Origin of the sequence: Magnetococcus marinus MC-1, assembly GCF_000014865.1 — a bacterium.
Lineage (GTDB): Bacteria > Pseudomonadota > Magnetococcia > Magnetococcales > Magnetococcaceae > Magnetococcus > Magnetococcus marinus.
Map to the genome: position 1 here is coordinate 1,923,965 of NC_008576.1, position 16,878 is coordinate 1,940,842.

Consider the following 16,878-nt stretch of genomic DNA (forward strand, 5'->3'; position numbering starts at 1 on the left):
TTCACGGTATGGCCCGGTGCCATCCACAAATCCGCTTACCCGGAGACGGAGTACGAAGATGAGCAGTATCGTAGAGATCCATGGTCGTGAAGTTATTGATTCCCGTGGCAACCCCACTGTTGAGGTGGATGTTTATACCGAAGATGGCGGTTTTGGCCGTGCAGCGGTACCGTCAGGGGCCTCCACGGGTTCCCGCGAAGCGGTAGAGCTGCGCGATGGGGATAAAAGCCGCTTTTTGGGCAAGGGTGTGCGCAAGGCGGTGGATGCTGTTAATACCGTCTTAGCCGAGGTGGTGTTGGGTATGGAAGTGGCTGATCAAAAGGGTATTGATGCCGCGATGATCGCCCTGGACGGAACCCACAATAAGAGCCGTTTGGGTGCCAATGCGATCCTGGGTATCTCCATGGCGGTAGCCAAAGCGGCCGCCGATGAGTGTGACCTGCCGCTGTACCGCTATTTGGGGGGTACCAACACCTCCTTGTTGCCTGTGCCGATGATGAACATTATCAATGGTGGTGCGCATGCGGATAACAATGTTGATATTCAAGAGTTTATGATTATGCCTGTGGCCGCGACAAGCTGCACAGAGGCAATCCGTATGGGGGCGGAGGTCTTTCATAGTCTCAAGAAGGTGCTCAAAAGCAAGGGGCTCAATACCGCCGTGGGTGACGAGGGTGGTTTTGCCCCCAACCTGGGTTCCAATGAAGAGGCCTTGAAGGTGATTGTGGAGGCCATTGAGGCTGCGGGTTACAAGCCTGGTGAAGATATCAAGCTGGCATTGGATTGTGCCTCCTCTGAGTTTTATAACAAAGAGACCGGTAACTATGATTTGACGGGTGAAGGTCGTGTGTTGACCAAACAAGAGCTGGTCGCCTTCTATGAGGATCTGGTGGCAAAATATCCCATTATCTCCATTGAAGATGGCTTTGATGAGAGCGATTGGGATGGCTGGAAGCTGATGACAGAGGCTTTAGGCAATAAAATCCAGTTGGTGGGTGATGATCTGTTTGTGACCAACAGCAAAATTTTGGCCGAGGGGATTAGCAAGGGTATTGCAAACTCCATTTTGGTGAAGGTGAACCAAATTGGTACTCTGACCGAAACCTTTGAAGCGGTCGAGATGGCGCAGCGGGCCGGTTACACGGCGGTGATTTCGCACCGTTCCGGTGAAACCGAAGATGCCACCATCGCCGACATCGCCGTTGCTTTGAATGCGGGTCAAATCAAAACCGGTTCCATGAGCCGTTCGGACCGTATTGCCAAATATAACCAACTGATCCGCATTGAGGAGGAGTTGGGCGGCATGGCCCGTTTTGAGGGTATGAAGGTGTTTTACAACCTGCGCTAAGGGTGGCCGTTAGCGCCATTTTGCCAGGGATTAAGAAAAAAAGGGGGACCCCCTGTAGGGGTCTCCCTTTTTTTTAAGCCAAAAAGAGTTTTTACCCGCCCTTGTTACAGATAGTGTTACAAATCAAATGAGGGAAAACGGCCTTGGCAACAAAAGATCATGAAAAATCTCTATCAATTTGTGAATAAACAGATTTTTTTTGAACAGAAGGATATGCGGCAACGTATTAATATATAGGTATCTTCTAATAATGGCGCAAGGTTGAAAATTTATATTGAAGCGGCATATTGATATTGCTAGGGTAAAGTATCAATTGTTTTACAAAATTTACAATTGTATACAAGGCCGCGCTGGCTCCCATTCGTTGAGAGAGGGGGGCGGTCGGTGGCTGACCCCCTTTATCCTGTTGGGGAACAGGTGTGAAAGGGGGGGTGATACCCATGACCAAAGCAACGGGGTTGGAGGGATTATTTATGTTACAACACTATGTAGCTCAAGTTTCGCAGTTCGTTGACCGATCAATTGGACTGATATTTGCCAACCAAGTCAAGGGCAAAGCTGCCTCGTGTATGCTATAATTCTGGTGTCGAATCAGTCAGATAGCTCAGGGACGAGGCCAGCTTCATGAATCAGCATAACAGGGAACAGGCTACTGTGCCTACCCCCATGATTGACGAGATCAAAACCCAATCCTTTGGAGTATTCGGCGTAGATAACGCTATCGTCGATTTTCTCCAGGAAATTGGCTTCCAGGCGATATTCAATCGGCGCGGATGGAGCAAACGAACGGGGAAGGATCTTCCGACGCTGATCATGTTACTGATCCTGCATCCTCTGTTGAAGGTGCCATCCATTCACCTTTTTTGCCGCGACCACTTTCTGTCGGTCTTCGCGGTAGGCAAGGATACCTTCTACCGGTTGCTCCAACGCCAATTTCCATGGCGGAATGCGCATTGGGCGCTAATCAAAAAGTTACTACCCCAGTGGCGAACGCTGGATCTCGGCCCCGGCTACCTTGTTGCCGATACCACCGTCAAAGAGAAGCGTGGTGATCGTATTGAAGGTGTTTGCTGGCATCATGACCACAATACCGGCCGCTCAGTTGCAGGTTTTGAAGCAGCCCACTTGGTCTGGGTTAACAAGCAGGGAACCTTGCCACTGGATGCCGCTTTGCGTTTTTCAAAGCGGCCTCTGATCAGCAATCTGCTCCACATCCTCAGTTACCGGTTCGATTGTCGCTCACATCTTGGACGGCGTTACCGTGAGGCGGCCAAGATGTCTAAGCTTGATCAGACTGTCGACATGGTTGCCAGAGCCATTCAAGCTGGGATTCCGGCCCAGTATTTTCTCGCCGATGCTTGGTACTCATCGGTTAAGTTCGTCAAGAAAATCCTGGATCTGGGCGTGGTCCCCCTGATCCGATGGAAGCGCAACAACACCAAGTTCCTATTCCAGGGCGAGAGACTGACCAGTGCCGAACTTTACACCCGGTTTGCCAAGGGCAAGATCAGGAAAGCTAAGGGGTCCAAGCGCTTCAAAGGAACCTTCCTAGATGCAGAGCACCCCGAAATCGGCCTTATACGTCTGTTCTTCGTCCGGCTGATCGATCCGAAAACCGGCTCGAAGGAGTGGGCCGTCTTTCTGACCACAGACCGGTCAATGGGGCTGTCAAATATGATCGAGCACTACGCCAACCGCTGGGGAATCGAAGTTTTCTACAAGGAATCCAAACAGCACCTTGGTTTCCTTAATGAATCCGTCCGATCCTTCGAAGCAGTCATCGCCTGCCTACACCTAGCTGCCATGCGCCATGCTGTTCTCTCCAGCATGGTGGCGATCAAAGGCAGCCAGCGGGATCAACTCGCCCACAATCTGGCCGCTTTGACCTATGCCCGAAAGCTCTGGCATACCTTCCGCGCCATCTTCAATGATGCCCTTGGCCGAACATCCATTCTTGAAAATCACCAAAAAAACGAGGTAATTGAACTCTTTGAACAGGAGGTCGAGGCTTGGCTCAGCAAGGCATTGATGCTCGATCCCCTTGGTTCACAACGTCAAATTCTGGCCGAAACGAACTGCGAAACTTGAGTATGTAGGTGCGGAAGAGTCGGCGGATGAACGCATTCCACCCGATCAGATGGTTAAGATCGGGGTGGTGGCTAAGCGTTTGGGGGTCTCTATTCGTACAATCCACATGTATGAGCGTGAAGGGCTATTTATTGCCTACAAGAACAACGCTGGTACCCGTTATTTTAATGAGCGGGATGTGGAGTGGTTGCTGGAAGTACGAAAACTGATTAAAACCGGTATCAGCATTGCGGGCATCCGTCGTTTGATGTCGTTAATCCCATGTTGGGAAAGTAAAAAATGCTCGTTTCATAACAAGCATAACTGCCCCGTGATTGAGGATAACCAGCTGCCTTGTTGGGCCAATAAAGATAATCTGTGTGATCACTCGGGTCAGGAGTGCCGGGAGTGCGAGGTTTACGAAATGCGCTTCTGTGTGAGTAAACTGAAAAATTATATCGATATACGATTCAAGGATGATGCGGGCGATGAGTTAAGACTGGTGGGGCGCGCTTGATGCCGATAACGCCCCTATGATAAGCCGGCGTATCAAAAAAAAGGCACCCATTGACCACGATGGGTGCCTTTTTGTGGGGTCAGCGCCAAATTATTTTGGTGTTGCTGGGCATGGCGGTTGATTCAAGGGTCGGTCGTTGTGCGCGAGGGTGTTTAAAATCAATTGATTGTCGATAAAATTTGGGGTTGGCTTAGTGGTTAAATGCGAACAATTCAAGGAACGTGTCGAATAACATATTTTTCTAGTAATTAAATGGAAACGGTCAACATGGTTGAAAGCCGTTTGAAGTGCGGCACAAACCGTGTAAACTGCTTCCGGTTTTTACGCATTCCCTCATAAACAGATTGTATGGGTTATTATGGCTGATTGGCACGAACCATCATTGGAAGATCAGGCACAACCGACTCGGCCCAGCGCTGCGGAGCCAGAGAGTCATCTTCACCAGATGCTAAAGTCTATGGAGGAGAGCCGTTTTGCCGAGCGGGCCATGTTGGAAAGCTTGGTTAAAGAGGGGCTCAATGAACAAAAACGGGGGCGGCGCAGTAAAAATCTGTTTCGACTGTTTATTGTTCTTTATTTGGTGGCGACCATGGCGCTGCTCAACCGGGGTGACTTTGAAGAGGGCAGCAGCGCCAGCGCCAGTGAACCCCATGTGGCGGTGGTTAAAATGGTGGGGGCCATCATGCCAGAGTCGGATCTGGATGCTGATGAGGTCATAAAAAATCTGCAAGAGGCCTTTAAGGACGAAAATACCAAAGCGGTGGTTTTGCGTATTAATAGTCCAGGTGGCAGTCCTGTGCAGGCGGGCATGATCTACGATGAAATCGTGCGGCTCCGGGCTGAACATAAAGAGATTAAGGTCTATGCCGCTTTGGAGGATCTGTGTGCCTCCGGGGGTTACTACGTGGCCGCCGCTGCGGATGAGATCTACGCCGATAAAGCAACCCTGGTTGGCTCTATTGGAGTGATTATGAAGGGGTTTGGTCTGGAAAAACTGGCCGAACAGGTGGGGCTGGAAAATCGCACGCTTACCGCTGGTAACCATAAAGCCTTTTTGGACCCCCTGGCTCCAGTGGATAGCGCTGAAAAGGCCCACGCCCAAGGGTTGCTTAACCAGATTCACGCGCAGTTTATTGAGGTGGTAAAAAAAGGTCGGGGTAAGCGCTTGAAGGCGGACGACGACAAGCTGTTTAACGGGCTCATCTGGACCGGTGAGCAAGCCGTGACCCTGGGTTTGGTGGACGGTTTGGGTTCGGTGGATTGGTTGGCACGGGAAAAGATCAAAATCACCGAGGTGATGGAGTATCACCAAAACCGGCATTGGTCAGATCGCTTTTTTAAAGAGATCTCCAGCAGCACCGGTACTCTGTTTATGAAATTAAGCCAGCAGCAACCCTACTTAGGCTGGTAATGTTTGCCCGCTCCCGCTGGGGGTGAGCAGGAAGATTGCGACTCCGTTAGAAACGGGGCTTTACATCCGGGGTTAAGTTGCCTATATAGAGCTATCCGGAAAAAATCCCTGCCATTCATCATGGTGATGAAAACGAGGGTAGGGTTAAACAGGGATGCATATTGCATTCCAAAGCCAGTGTCCGGCGCGTATGGACGCGCCACAATGGAGGTTTTCAATGCTTGAAGCTTATCGCCAACATGTCGCCGAACGTGAAGCCGAAGGGGTGCCCCCGCTTCCCTTGGACGCCCAGCAGACCGCGGAACTGGTGGAACTGCTAAAAAATCCCCCTGCTGGAGAAGAAGATACCCTGTTGGAGCTGATTAAAAATCAGATTCCTCCTGGGGTGGATGATGCCTCTAAAGTTAAGGCAGAGTTTTTGGGTCAGGTGGCTAAGGGTAGTGTGGCCTGTTCACTGATTGATCGTGCCGAGGCTACCCGCTTGTTGGGCACCATGATCGGTGGTTATAACGTTAAACCCTTGGTGGATCTGCTGGATGATGCCGAGCTGGCGGCCGGTGCCGTTGAGGCGCTCTCTGTCACCCTGCTGGTCTACGATGGTTTTGAAGAGGTAGCCGCCAAGGCCAAGAGCAACGCCAGTGCCCGTCAAGTCATGGAAAATTGGGCCAATGCTACTTGGTTTACCAGCCGCCCCGAGATGCCCGAAGAGGTTACGGTAACGGTTTTCAAGGTGGAAGGTGAAACCAATACCGACGATCTTTCTCCCGCTTCAGAAGCTTGGAGCCGTCCGGATATCCCCATGCATGCCAAAGCGATGCTGGTGGCGCGCATGCCCGATGCCCTAGATAAGCTCGCGCAGCTCAAGAGCAAGGGCTACCCCGTTGCCTATGTGGGCGACGTGGTGGGGACCGGTTCATCCCGTAAATCGGCGGCCAACTCGGTGATTTGGCATACCGGCAGCGACATCCCTTATGTACCGGCCAAGCGTACCGGTGGGGTGGTGATTGGTGGGACCATTGCACCGATCTTCTTCAATACAGCAGAAGATTCGGGCATGTTGCCGATCCAGTGTGATGTGACCGGCATGAACACCGGTGATGTGATCACCATCAACACCAAAACCGGCGAAATCACACGCGATGGTGCGGTGCTGAGCACCTTTGAGCTCAAGCCTAACACCTTGGCCGATGAAGTACGTGCCGGTGGCCGCGTTAACCTGATTATCGGCCGTAAATTGACCACGCAAGCCCGTGATGCCCTGGGCTTGGGTCCCATCAAGCTGTTTACCGATCCAGAGCAGCCCGCCGATAGCGGCAAGGGTTATACCCTGGCGCAAAAGATGGTGGGCAAGGCGGTGGGTAAGGTGGGTGTGCGTCCTGGTGAATATTGTGAGCCCAAGATGACCACGGTGGGTTCGCAGGATACCACAGGCCCCATGACCCGCGACGAAATCAAAGAACTGGCGTGTCTAAAATATACCGCTGATTTTACGGTACAGTCCTTCTGCCACACGGCGGCTTACCCTAAGTCAGTGGATATTAAAACCCACAATACGTTGGGTCAGTTTTTTGAAGATCGTGGTGGGGTGGCGTTGCGCGTGGGTGACGGCGTGATCCATAGCTGGTTAAACCGTTTTTGCCTGCCAGACACGGTGGGTACCGGCGGTGACAGCCACACCCGTTTCCCCATTGGGATCTCTTTCCCTGCGGGCTCTGGTCTGGTGGCGTTTGCCGCCGCCACCGGCTCCATGCCGCTGGTGATGCCAGAATCGGTGCTGGTGCGCTTTAAAGGTGAGCTGCAACCCGGTATTACCCTGCGTGATGTGGTGAACGTCATTCCTTGGGCGGCCATCCAGCAAGGGCTGCTGACGGTTGAGAAAAAGGGTAAGAAAAATATCTTCGCCGGACGTGTGCTGGAGATTGAAGGTCTGCCCAATCTTAAAGTGGAACAGGCTTTTGAATTGGCGGATGCCTCCGCAGAGCGTTCCGCTGCGGCCTGTACCGTACATCTGGATAAAGCCCCGGTGATCGAGTATATCAGCTCCAACGTGGTGTTGATCAAAAATATGCTCAAGCGGGGTTATGGCCATAGAGAGACCCTACAGGCACGGATTGAGGCGATGCAGGCTTGGTTGGCCAATCCGGTACTGTTGCAACCCGATGCCGATGCCGAGTACGCCAAGATCATTGAAATTGATCTAAGCGAGATCAAAGAGCCCGTGGTCTGCTGTCCCAATGACCCCGATGATGTGAAACTGCTCAGTGAAGTGGCGGGTAATCCTGTCGATGAGGTGTTTTTGGGTTCCTGCATGACCAACATTGGTCACTTCCGTGCGGCGGCAAAGGTGCTGGATGGTCAGCCCCAGGTGCCCGGTCGCATGTGGGTCGCGCCTCCCACCCGTATGGATGAGCAGCAGCTTATTGATGAGGGTGTCTATAGCATCTTTGGCAAAGCAGGTGCGCGTATGGAGATGCCCGGCTGCTCCCTGTGCATGGGCAACCAAGCGCGGGTGCGGGATAATTCGGTGGTTTTCTCCACCTCGACCCGTAACTTTGACAACCGCTTAGGCAAAGGTGCGCAGGTTTACCTGGGCAGCGCTGAGCTGGCCGCGGTGACGGCAATGATGGGTAAATTACCCACCGTTGCCGAGTATCTGGCCATCTCTAAGGATCGTATTGATCCCTTTGCGGCCGATCTCTACCGTTACCTCAATTTCCATGAAATTGAAAATTATGAGAACAATGGCGTGATCCCTATTCACGCTGCTTGATCCATAGGGTGTGTTAAATAAAAAACCCGGTAGTCTATGGCTGCCGGGTTTTTTTATTGAAAATAAGGGGTTGATTAAATAGGTAGTGAATGAGTACTTTTTTTAAGGCAACTTTATCTATCCATAAGCATTCAAAGCCCTTGTGCAGGTTATGGGTCGTTCGTCTCTGTTACAAGTGAGCTTGCTTGGAGTTGGAACAATGAGTCTGTATGAATATACCGGTTTGCATCATGTCGCATTTGCGACGCAGGATATCGAGGCAACGGTGCGCTTTTGGCGGGATCTGTTAGGCATGCGCTTGGTCTATGCCTATGGCCGACCAGGTTACAGGCAGTACTTTTTTGAAGTGTCAGGGGATTCTCGGATCTCCTTTTTTGAGTGGCCTGAAGTAAAAAAATTACCCCTACGTCGCCATGGTGATCCGGTGGATGGGCCGTTTGCTTTTGACCATATCTCTGTTGGGGTTGAGAACGATAACCGCTTGTGGGATATGATGGGTCGCTTGGAGGGGGCTGAGATACCCTGTAGTGATCTGATTGACCATGGCTATTTTCACTCGATCTACTCGTATGACCCTAACGGTATTCCCATTGAGTTTACCTGCAACGCACCGGGTTTAAATGTGCTTGATCGGCCTGATTTGCGTGATGATCAGCCTGAGGAGTCGATTCTATGCCGGTCAGAACCGGTGCCTGGACGTTGGCCCAAACCCGATCCAATCCCCGAGGAGGAGCGTATTATGGTGTCGGGTGAGGGCAGTGACCATTTTCAATTGATCACCTAAGGGTAGCGTTGAGCGGCACGCAGGTTGGCGGCAGGCTATTTTAGGGTGTGAAACGAGAAAAGGCAGGCTGTTAAGCCTGCCTTTTCACTATTTGTTAGGCGAAAGCATCTGCAAGCGAGGGTGGGGGAGCGCTTATATTCACACCCTGCTGCTGGCGTTTATAGGCGTCGGCAACGCGACTACCTTCAGTGAACTGGCGAACCGGGTTGTTGGCGTAGATACGCCGTGCTACCCGTGTTGCTTCGTCGCGGGCTTGCTGCATCTCTCCCGGTGAGGGGGGTTCAGGCATGATGCGCTGAAACGCTTGTTTCCCACTCTGTGCAGCCTGCTTAGCCGCCTGGCTTGTTTGTCGACTGATAAACGCCTTTACTTGCTCCTGACCAGATTTGCCGCTTCCCTGGGCAACTTGGGCTTTAGGGGAGCGTGCAACCTGCTGCGATGTTGAACCAGATACTCCTGCGGGCATGTTTTGGATGGTATTCATCGATTTCGTCCTTCACCTGAAGACCGTTATCTCTCACCTTCCATGGGGGCGACGGCCCTTTATAGGTACTCATCCATCCAGGATCTTTATGGGGTTCTTTTCGGCATCACAGGGCGGAGCTTTAACAAAAATTTACAAAACCTCGTTTTTTTTGAGGATCCCATGGGATAAATGCCAAGCTTATGCTTAAAGCTACTGGACAAGCATTTGAAAACAAGGGAGCATATGAAAAATTTGAGGTCTTATAGACATAGCCCGTACAATCGGACGTAGTGGGCTTTTTTTGGTGAGTACAGGATTGTGATGCACGATTATCTGCTTCTTATAACCTTGACCTCTGCCATATCGGTGGGGCTGGCGCTGCTGCTTAGGCGCTTTGGCTTGCCACTGTTGGTGGGGTATGTGCTGGCAGGGATGGTGGTTTCAGGAGCCCTTGGTTTTCATTATGACCAATCGGGTCTGTTGCGGGATGTGGCGGAGATGGGGGTGGTGTTCCTGCTGTTTACGGTGGGGTTGGAGTTTTCCTTGCAGCGCCTTAGGCAGATGCGCCATGCCGTTTTTTTGGTGGGTGGCCTACAGGTGGGGCTGACCGCGCTCATTGTCTGTTTTGGGGCGATCTCTATGTATACCATGGCCATGCCAAGCGCCTTGGTTATTGGTTTGAGTGTGGCGCTCTCCTCTACGGCAATTGTGCTCAAGACCCTTTATGAAAATAAGGACATCGGTAAGCCCTATGGTCAAGTCACGGTAGGGGTTTTGCTGTTTCAAGAGATCAGCGTGGTGCCGATGTTGCTGCTGGTGGGTTTTTTGGGTATGCATACACAAACGCACATAGCCTTGCTGCTGGTGGAGACGGTGGTTGGGGCGTTGGTCGCGTTTGCGATTATTTATGTGGTAGGGCGTTTTGGGGTGACACGCTTGTTGGCCGCCGTGAGTGAAATGCGCTCTCAGGAAGCCTTTGTCGCCTCTATTTTAATGGTGGTGGTCTCGGCGGCCTTGCTGACCCATGCCTTGGGCTTTTCTTACGCTTTGGGATCATTGCTGGCGGGTATGATGCTGGCCGAAACACAGTACAAGCACCAGGTGGAGGCAGATTTGGTGCCGTTTCGGGATTTATTGCTGGGTGTGTTTTTTATTACCGTGGGTATGCAGGTTGACCTGAATTTTGCGGTGCAGAATTTACACTGGATTTTGATGGCCACACTGCTGCTGATTGTCTTTAAAACTGCGATCACCTTTGCGGTGGTGCGGCTTACCGGTAGCCGTGAGGTGGCATTAAAATCGGCGTTGGCGATTGCCCAAGGCGGGGGTTTTTCATTTGCCATCCTGGAACTGGCGTTGCGGTTGCAGCTGCTTGAGCCCCAGGTCCACCAGTTTATGGTGACCACCTTAGTATGCTCGATGCTGGTTGCGCCGTTTATGTTGAAGGGTATCCATAAGGATGGCGGTCGTCTGGCCAAAGATGCTGGGGCGGATGACCCGACGGGTCCGTTCAAGGGCGAGGCGCATAATCGCTTGGTGGTGTGTGGCTACCACCGTTGTGTGCCCATCACCTTGGAAAAAAACCATGTGGTAGTGTGTGGTTATGGACCTGTTGGGCGGGAGGTGGTGATTCAGCTGCAAGAGGCGGGTTATCCCTACGTCTGCATTGAACACCAGCAATCGCTGGTGGGGCAGGGGGTGGATGAGGGACACGCCATTATTTTTGGTAATGCCGCTCAGGATCATCTGCTTAAAATGGCCCATGTCAATGACGCCGCCGCAGTCATTATCACGGTGGGGGATGAGAAGAGCAAACGACTGATCGGTAAAGCCGTGGCCCGTGTTTGCGACCATCCCGTTATTGTCACCACGGCCACCCACCAGGGTGAAGCGCACATGCTGGACGATCTACCCATTAAAGCGATGGTGAACTACCCAAAAGAGACAGCCCGCATGTTGCTAGGTCATGCCCTGAGCTGTGAGTGGCAGCCAGGATTTATTGGATCGTGGAGCTTGTCTGCCGCCATAACAAAGCCGACCGCAGCAGCTGAGGATGCGCTGGTGCCGGGGGCAGATATGGGGCTCGCCCAAGGGGTTGGGCTCGCTCCGGCGACAGGGGTTGGCGTGGTGCTGTCTGGCGCGCCGGAAGCGCCTTTTACAAAAGAGACATAGGAGAAATGTGTCCAATTGTGTATGCTCGGCGGTTCAGCCTATATCCGTCACCTGCGTTGTCTACGCCGGGGGCATTAACTATTAAGGTGTGGACAGCGATGAAAGCGTTTAAATTATTGAGTGCCTTGGTGCTGGGTGGAATGATCGTCCTGCTGTTTTGGGTGGGGACCAGTACCGGTGCGCGGATGGCCATGGATGGTTTGGCGACGGGCCATGATGGTGAGACGGTGTTAGGCGGGTTGCAGGTGCTGTTATCTGTGTTTATGCCGCTGTTAGGGGTGTGGATGTCCCTCTCGATAGCCAAAAACATGGTGGACCGCTGCAAACGAAAAGGGGGCAAGGGTGGCCTAGATTGCTTGTTGCACGAAGATTAAGGCTGCGCCAACGCGGGCAGCCAGATCGTGACGGGATGATCCATGGATCATCCCGTTTTGTTATCAACATCACCCAGCCCGGATCTTTCATGAATCCCTTTGATGATCGCGAATAGATTTGTATTTTAAAGGACTTTTTAGGTCGCAAAAGAATAGTTATTGATATTTTCAAGCGCTAAAAAGTTCTTTAAAATTCGAAAATCAAGCAAGAGCGTCTGGGATTCATGAAAGATCCGGGTGAGTGCCTGATCGCAGATTGGCTGAAGGGTGTCGATTAAATGTGGTTGAAAATCGCATGAATGAACCATTATCCGGTCCGGTGTTTATTTTGGATCACCCCTCCCACGGGGGAAATGTAGGTGCCGCATTGCGGGCGATCACCAATATGGGGTTTGAGCATTTGCGTTTGGTCAGACCACGATTTTTTCCCCATCCTGACGTGGAGGCTTGGGCGGCGGGTACCGCTGCGCGCATCCCAACCATTCAGGTGTTTGATTCGTTGGATGCGGCCACGGCCGATCTTAACCATCTGGTCGCCGTCACCCGGCGGGGACGTGGGCAACGGCATCAAGTCATGAGCCCTCGTGAGTTAGGGGTGCGCTTAGACCCAAAACAGCAGCTTGCCAGTAGCCGGGTGGGCATTTTATTTGGCACCGAACGTACCGGTCTGGAAACAGCGGATGTGGAGCGGTGCCACTGGATCTGCACCATCCCCACCCATGGGGAGAAGGGCTCCTTAAATCTTTCGCAGGCGGTGATGTTGGTCGCCTATGAATTGATGCTTGGGCAGGGGCTAGGGGAGGTTCCTGTGCACGATCCGCAGCGGGATGATGCCTTGGCAAGCCAAGATGAGATGGTGCGGTTTTTTGACCATTTGCAGGATGTTTTGATGCAGATCGACTTTATCCAACCGGACCGCTACAAACAGATGATGGGTACCCTCAAGGCGCTCTTTAACCGAGCGGCGCTGGATCGCCGAGAAATCACCATTCTACGGGGTATACTTACAGAGGTTATCCACCATTGCGCACGCAAGATTTCGGCTCTGCAACGTTAATTAAACTGGCGCATGCCCCCACCGCTATGGAGTGTGATGTGCCCTTACACCCATCGGCGGCGCAGGCTCTGCTGGCTTGGCAGGCGCGGGTGGGGGAGCTCTTTACCGTCTGCCATGCGGGGTGTTTTTATCGGGCGCGTTTGCTGGCTGATGGGCACTCTATGCGGGTTTTTGCAACCCTGAGCTACTCTCCCGAACCGCCAGCCCCCCGTGTGTTGATGCAGGCCATGCCCAACCGAGAACGCTTTTTATGGATCTTGGAAAAGGGGGTTGAGCTGGGTGCGACGGCTATCTATCCGGTGATCACCGAAAAATCCTACCATGAAGATGCCCCGGCATTGGCAAAACAGGGGGGATGGGTGCGTATTCTACAGCGTGCCGCCCGCCAGTGTCGACGCGCTGTTTTGCCTAGGGTCGGTGAACCCCTGACGTTGGAGCAGGCCATCGAACAGGGCGTGGGCATGGCCCAGTGGTATCTGGATCTGTCGCCAACCCCCTTGCTGGGGGAGCCTCTACAGGGGGCTGTGCAACTGTTTGTGGGCCCAGAAGGGGGGTGGGGTGAGCAGGATCTGGCGATTTTTCGCGCAAGAGGGGTGGCACCACGCAATCTTGGGCCGCGTTTGTTGCGCACCGAAACCGCCGCGCTGATGGCACTCTCTTGGATTGCCGCAGCAGACAACCCTTTACATCCCGGCGAGGCTGGGAAATAATCCTCAACTGGCGTGCTATTTTGTTGGTTGTAGAGCCCGTCTCATTATCCCTTTTTAGACCCTTCATCGTGAGGAGTTCGATATGTCCTGGAACGGAAACGGTGGCGACCAAGGCCCATGGGGTCAACGTCCCAACAATCCGCAACAGCCCGACCTGGAGCAGATACTGCGTGCCGCTAAAGATCGTTTTGGTGGTGGCAATCTCCCGGGTGGAAAACTCAGTCTAATCTTTATCTTGGGGGTTGTCCTGGTGGGGTGGTTTGCCACCGGAATCTATACCGTGGGCCCCAATGAGCAGGCGGTGGTGGTGCGTTTTGGGAAATATGTTGAGACAACAGGTCCCGGTGTAAACATGCACCTACCCTGGCCCATCGAAAGTGTGGAAGGAAAGCCTAAAGTTCTGCAAAACCAGCGCATTGAGATTGGTTTTCGCTCTAATGGCAGCCGTGAGATCGACGTGCCGGCAGAGTCTAAAATGTTGACCGGTGATGAGAACATTATCGATATCAACATGTCGGTGCAGTTTAAAATCAAGGATGCAGCGGATTCGCTGTTTCAGGTTTCGGATGTGGTCAGCGGTACGCGGGGACGGGAGATTCGTGATCCTTCGCTGCTGATCCGGCAAGCCTCGGAAACCGCACTGCGTGAGGTGGTGGGTAAAAACAAGATTGATGAAGCTCTAACCAGTGGTAAGGAGCAGATTGAGACGCAAACACGGGAACTTGTTCAAGAAATCTTGGATAGCTACCGCTCGGGTTATCAGATTGAGGGGGTGCAGTTGCAGCAGGTACAGCCCCCTGAAGAGGTGATTGACGCCTTTAAAGATGTGGCCAGTGCACGCGAGGATAAAGTGCGTAAGGTCAACGAAGCGCAAGGGTACAGTGCGGATATTCTACCCAAGGCGATGGGTACTTCGGCCCAGTTGATCAACGAGGCCGAAGCTTACAAGCAGTCCAAGGTGGCGCGGGCGCGTGGTGATGTTGAGCGCTTTAACAACCTCTATGTCGAGTATAAAAAGGCCAAGGACATAACCCGTACGCGTCTCTATCTTGAGACCATGGAAGAGGTTATGGCGCGGGCCAATAAAGTGATCATCTCTCCTGAAGCCGGGCGAGGGGTATTACCGCATCTCCCCCTGGATTCACGCATTTTTGGCAGCGGCAAAACACCGCAGCAGCAGCCTTGAGGGAGGATCTATCATGAATGTTAAAGATCAAAATACACTAACCGGTGGTGTGCTGTTGTTGGTGGCGGGCCTACTGTTTGTGCTGTCGATGTCGGCTTATACGCTGCACCAGACGGAGCAGGCGCTGGTGTTGCAGTTAGGGCGTCCAGTGGCGGTGATAACAGAGCCGGGCTTGCATTTTAAATTGCCGCTTATTCAAAATGTTAAACGTATGGAGACGCGGCTTCTCAACTACGATCAAGATCCTACCAGCGTGCTTTCTAAGGACAAGAAAAACCTGACTGTGGATAACTATGCCCGGTGGCGTATTACCGATGCATTGAAATATTATCAGGTGGTGGGCAATGAGTACGAGGCCAACAAACGCTTGAAGGATGTTATTGATTCGAGCCTGCGTAAGGTGTTGGGTCAGTACGATATGATGGAGATCGTCTCTGGACAGCGCAGCAAATTGATGACCGCCATTGCGGATGAAGCCAATAAGCAGGCGGTACAGTTTGGTATTACCATTGCTGATGTACGTATTAAACGCACCGATTTGCCGAAAAAGAACGAGGAGTCGGTTTTTTCGCGCATGCAGACCGAGCGTCAGCGGCAGGCCAAGCAGTATCGCGCGGAAGGGGAGGAAGAGGCCCGTAAGATACGCTCCCAGGCAGATCGTGAGCGTGAGGTGATTTTGGCAAAGGCCTATGAGAAATCGGAAGCGTTGCGTGGTGAAGGTGATGCAGAATCGGCCCGGATCTATGCGGATGCTTTTAATAAGGATCCTGAGTTCTACCGCTTTTTGCGTACGTTGGATGCCTATAAACGCTCCATTTTAGAGGGCAACACCACGTTGGTTCTCCCCCCCGATGGTTTTTTTGGGGGTTTAAAGGGGGAAGGCTTTAACACTAAAGACCCCATGGGTATGCAGTGAACGATCTGTTAACCGCGCTAGGGCTTGTTTTTATCATCGAGGGCATTCCCTATTTTTTGGCACCGGGGCAGATGCGCTCTTGGGTTGAGCGTATGATGGCGTTGCCCGACGCGATGTTGCGGCAGACGGGTTTGACGCTGATGATCGTCGGCCTGTTGATTATCTATCTGGTAAGGGGTTAAGCGGGGGCGTTGTGTCCCTGCTTAACCTTGTCTCTCAGTTCCGGCTTGTTGGAGCGCGTCCCCATGGATAAGGATCTCAGTCATATTAAGCTGCCCATCAGTGCGGCGGGTCATCATGTGCGGCACTATCAGGGTATCGTACCTGCGGTCTTGTTGGAGGGGCTGCAAGAGGCGGTGGAGACCACGCAGGTGCAGGATGCTCACTGTGATTTAAAGGCTCAGATTGAACGAGGCAAGCTGCATGTGACCGGCACAGTGACGGCCACGGTTTCTATGAACTGCTCCCGCTGTTTGGTGGATTTTGAGCGTCTGTTGGAGGGGGATGTGGAGCGTTGGTACGCCACGGGGGTGGATCCCAACAACGGCAGTATGGGTGAGTTGGCGGTGACCGATGAGACGGTCTATTTAGAGGATGACCTCTTTACGCTTGCGCCGTTGGCGGATGAGGAGTTGTTGTTGCATCTGCCCATGGTGCCCCTTTGTGGGGAGGGGTGTAAGGGGATTTGTGCGCAGTGTGGGGCCAATTTGAATGAGGGTCCGTGTGGTTGCGATGATGGACCCCAGGATAGCCCTTTTGCGGCGTTGAAGCTGCTCAAATTGAAGTGATTGTAAGCGGGGAGCCATGGCTCCCCGTTGTTAGGCAGGGTAGGGGGCCGATGTGCTCCCTTTTTTTATGGAGTATTGCGGGTCCAGGGGCCGCTGCCTCTGGTGGGGTCGAGGGGCGAAGCCCCCGTGGGGTCTGGGGCGAAGCCCCGGTAAGCTTGTTTGTGCCCCTTGCGAGGGTTATCCTGGGGAGCGAGACGCGCCCCCCCTTTGATGGGCGACGGTGGTCGGGTACTATTTCTAGGGTGTTTCTCGGATCAGAATAGATTTTAGGGCCGTTTGGCAGGATTCGCCTATGCAACGGTCGAATGTTCG

The 16,878-nt window shown here is 52.8% G+C and carries 15 protein-coding genes; 14 read left to right on the forward strand and 1 reads right to left on the reverse strand.

Annotation, left to right across the window (positions count from 1 at the left end):
* The first annotated feature begins 58 nt into the window (after positions 1-58).
* From eno to MMC1_RS07990, 6 genes are all read left to right on the forward strand, one after another.
* Complete coding sequence (eno, locus tag MMC1_RS07965) at positions 59-1,348, forward strand: phosphopyruvate hydratase (RefSeq protein ID WP_011713221.1); 1,290 nt, start codon at positions 59-61, stop codon at positions 1,346-1,348.
* A gap of 624 nt (positions 1,349-1,972) precedes the next feature.
* On the forward strand, positions 1,973-3,436 hold the full coding sequence (locus MMC1_RS07970) for an IS4-like element ISMasp2 family transposase (protein WP_011711719.1): 1,464 nt from the start codon (positions 1,973-1,975) through the stop codon (positions 3,434-3,436).
* On the forward strand, positions 3,390-3,932 hold the full coding sequence (locus MMC1_RS19860) for a MerR family transcriptional regulator (protein WP_143711387.1): 543 nt from the start codon (positions 3,390-3,392) through the stop codon (positions 3,930-3,932). Before MMC1_RS07970 ends, MMC1_RS19860 begins: the two co-directional genes overlap by 47 nt.
* Positions 3,933-4,290: 358 nt before the next feature.
* Complete coding sequence (gene sppA / locus MMC1_RS07980; protein ID WP_011713223.1) at positions 4,291-5,343, forward strand: signal peptide peptidase SppA; 1,053 nt, start codon at positions 4,291-4,293, stop codon at positions 5,341-5,343.
* Between the two features lie 217 nt (positions 5,344-5,560).
* Entirely contained in the window at positions 5,561-8,113 is a 2,553-nt protein-coding gene (gene acnB / locus MMC1_RS07985; RefSeq protein ID WP_041641008.1) for a bifunctional aconitate hydratase 2/2-methylisocitrate dehydratase, read from the forward strand.
* A gap of 199 nt (positions 8,114-8,312) precedes the next feature.
* Positions 8,313-8,897: a VOC family protein gene (locus MMC1_RS07990; protein ID WP_011713225.1), complete on the forward strand. Its 585-nt coding sequence runs from the start codon at positions 8,313-8,315 to the stop codon at positions 8,895-8,897.
* Between the two features lie 94 nt (positions 8,898-8,991).
* On the opposite strand, the gene MMC1_RS07995 is transcribed toward MMC1_RS07990, so the two are convergent.
* The gene (locus MMC1_RS07995; protein WP_011713226.1) at positions 8,992-9,381 is read right to left on the reverse strand and encodes a hypothetical protein; all 390 of its coding nucleotides are present in this window, start codon (positions 9,379-9,381) and stop codon (positions 8,992-8,994) included.
* A gap of 303 nt (positions 9,382-9,684) precedes the next feature.
* On the opposite strand from MMC1_RS07995, the gene MMC1_RS08000 reads away from it, so the two are divergent.
* From MMC1_RS08000 to MMC1_RS08035, 8 genes are all read left to right on the forward strand, one after another.
* Positions 9,685-11,535, forward strand: a complete 1,851-nt coding sequence (locus MMC1_RS08000) for a cation:proton antiporter domain-containing protein (protein ID WP_011713227.1) — start codon at positions 9,685-9,687, stop codon at positions 11,533-11,535.
* Between the two features lie 98 nt (positions 11,536-11,633).
* Complete coding sequence (locus MMC1_RS08005) at positions 11,634-11,909, forward strand: hypothetical protein (RefSeq protein ID WP_011713228.1); 276 nt, start codon at positions 11,634-11,636, stop codon at positions 11,907-11,909.
* Positions 11,910-12,204: 295 nt separating this feature from the next.
* Positions 12,205-12,966 carry an RNA methyltransferase gene (locus MMC1_RS08010; RefSeq protein WP_049757640.1) on the forward strand — a complete coding sequence of 254 codons (762 nt, stop codon included), beginning with the start codon at positions 12,205-12,207 and terminating at the stop codon, positions 12,964-12,966.
* Between the two features lie 38 nt (positions 12,967-13,004).
* Complete coding sequence (locus MMC1_RS08015) at positions 13,005-13,676, forward strand: RsmE family RNA methyltransferase (protein ID WP_049757641.1); 672 nt, start codon at positions 13,005-13,007, stop codon at positions 13,674-13,676.
* Between the two features lie 82 nt (positions 13,677-13,758).
* On the forward strand, positions 13,759-14,862 hold the full coding sequence (hflK, locus tag MMC1_RS08020; RefSeq protein ID WP_011713231.1) for an FtsH protease activity modulator HflK: 1,104 nt from the start codon (positions 13,759-13,761) through the stop codon (positions 14,860-14,862).
* Positions 14,863-14,875: 13 nt separating this feature from the next.
* A complete protein-coding gene (gene hflC / locus MMC1_RS08025) occupies positions 14,876-15,778 on the forward strand; it encodes a protease modulator HflC (RefSeq protein ID WP_011713232.1) in 903 nt (300 codons plus the stop codon).
* A complete protein-coding gene (locus MMC1_RS08030) occupies positions 15,775-15,960 on the forward strand; it encodes a DUF2065 domain-containing protein (protein ID WP_011713233.1) in 186 nt (61 codons plus the stop codon). Before hflC ends, MMC1_RS08030 begins: the two co-directional genes overlap by 4 nt.
* Before the next feature lie 63 nt (positions 15,961-16,023).
* Positions 16,024-16,566: a YceD family protein gene (locus tag MMC1_RS08035; RefSeq protein ID WP_011713234.1), complete on the forward strand. Its 543-nt coding sequence runs from the start codon at positions 16,024-16,026 to the stop codon at positions 16,564-16,566.
* The last annotated feature ends 312 nt before the right edge of the window (positions 16,567-16,878 follow it).

Coding starts and splice junctions, on each gene's coding strand:
- MMC1_RS08005 (WP_011713228.1), top strand. CDS start 11,634: ATGAAAGCGTTTAAATTATTGAGTGCCTTGGTGCTGGGTGGAATGATC.
- MMC1_RS08035 (WP_011713234.1), top strand. CDS start 16,024: ATGGATAAGGATCTCAGTCATATTAAGCTGCCCATCAGTGCGGCGGGT.
- MMC1_RS08010 (WP_049757640.1), top strand. CDS start 12,205: ATGAATGAACCATTATCCGGTCCGGTGTTTATTTTGGATCACCCCTCC.
- MMC1_RS07970 (WP_011711719.1), top strand. CDS start 1,973: ATGAATCAGCATAACAGGGAACAGGCTACTGTGCCTACCCCCATGATT.
- acnB (WP_041641008.1), top strand. CDS start 5,561: ATGCTTGAAGCTTATCGCCAACATGTCGCCGAACGTGAAGCCGAAGGG.
- hflK (WP_011713231.1), top strand. CDS start 13,759: ATGTCCTGGAACGGAAACGGTGGCGACCAAGGCCCATGGGGTCAACGT.
- MMC1_RS08000 (WP_011713227.1), top strand. CDS start 9,685: ATGCACGATTATCTGCTTCTTATAACCTTGACCTCTGCCATATCGGTG.
- MMC1_RS07990 (WP_011713225.1), top strand. CDS start 8,313: ATGAGTCTGTATGAATATACCGGTTTGCATCATGTCGCATTTGCGACG.
- eno (WP_011713221.1), top strand. CDS start 59: ATGAGCAGTATCGTAGAGATCCATGGTCGTGAAGTTATTGATTCCCGT.
- hflC (WP_011713232.1), top strand. CDS start 14,876: ATGAATGTTAAAGATCAAAATACACTAACCGGTGGTGTGCTGTTGTTG.
- MMC1_RS07995 (WP_011713226.1), bottom strand. CDS start 9,381: ATGAATACCATCCAAAACATGCCCGCAGGAGTATCTGGTTCAACATCG.
- sppA (WP_011713223.1), top strand. CDS start 4,291: ATGGCTGATTGGCACGAACCATCATTGGAAGATCAGGCACAACCGACT.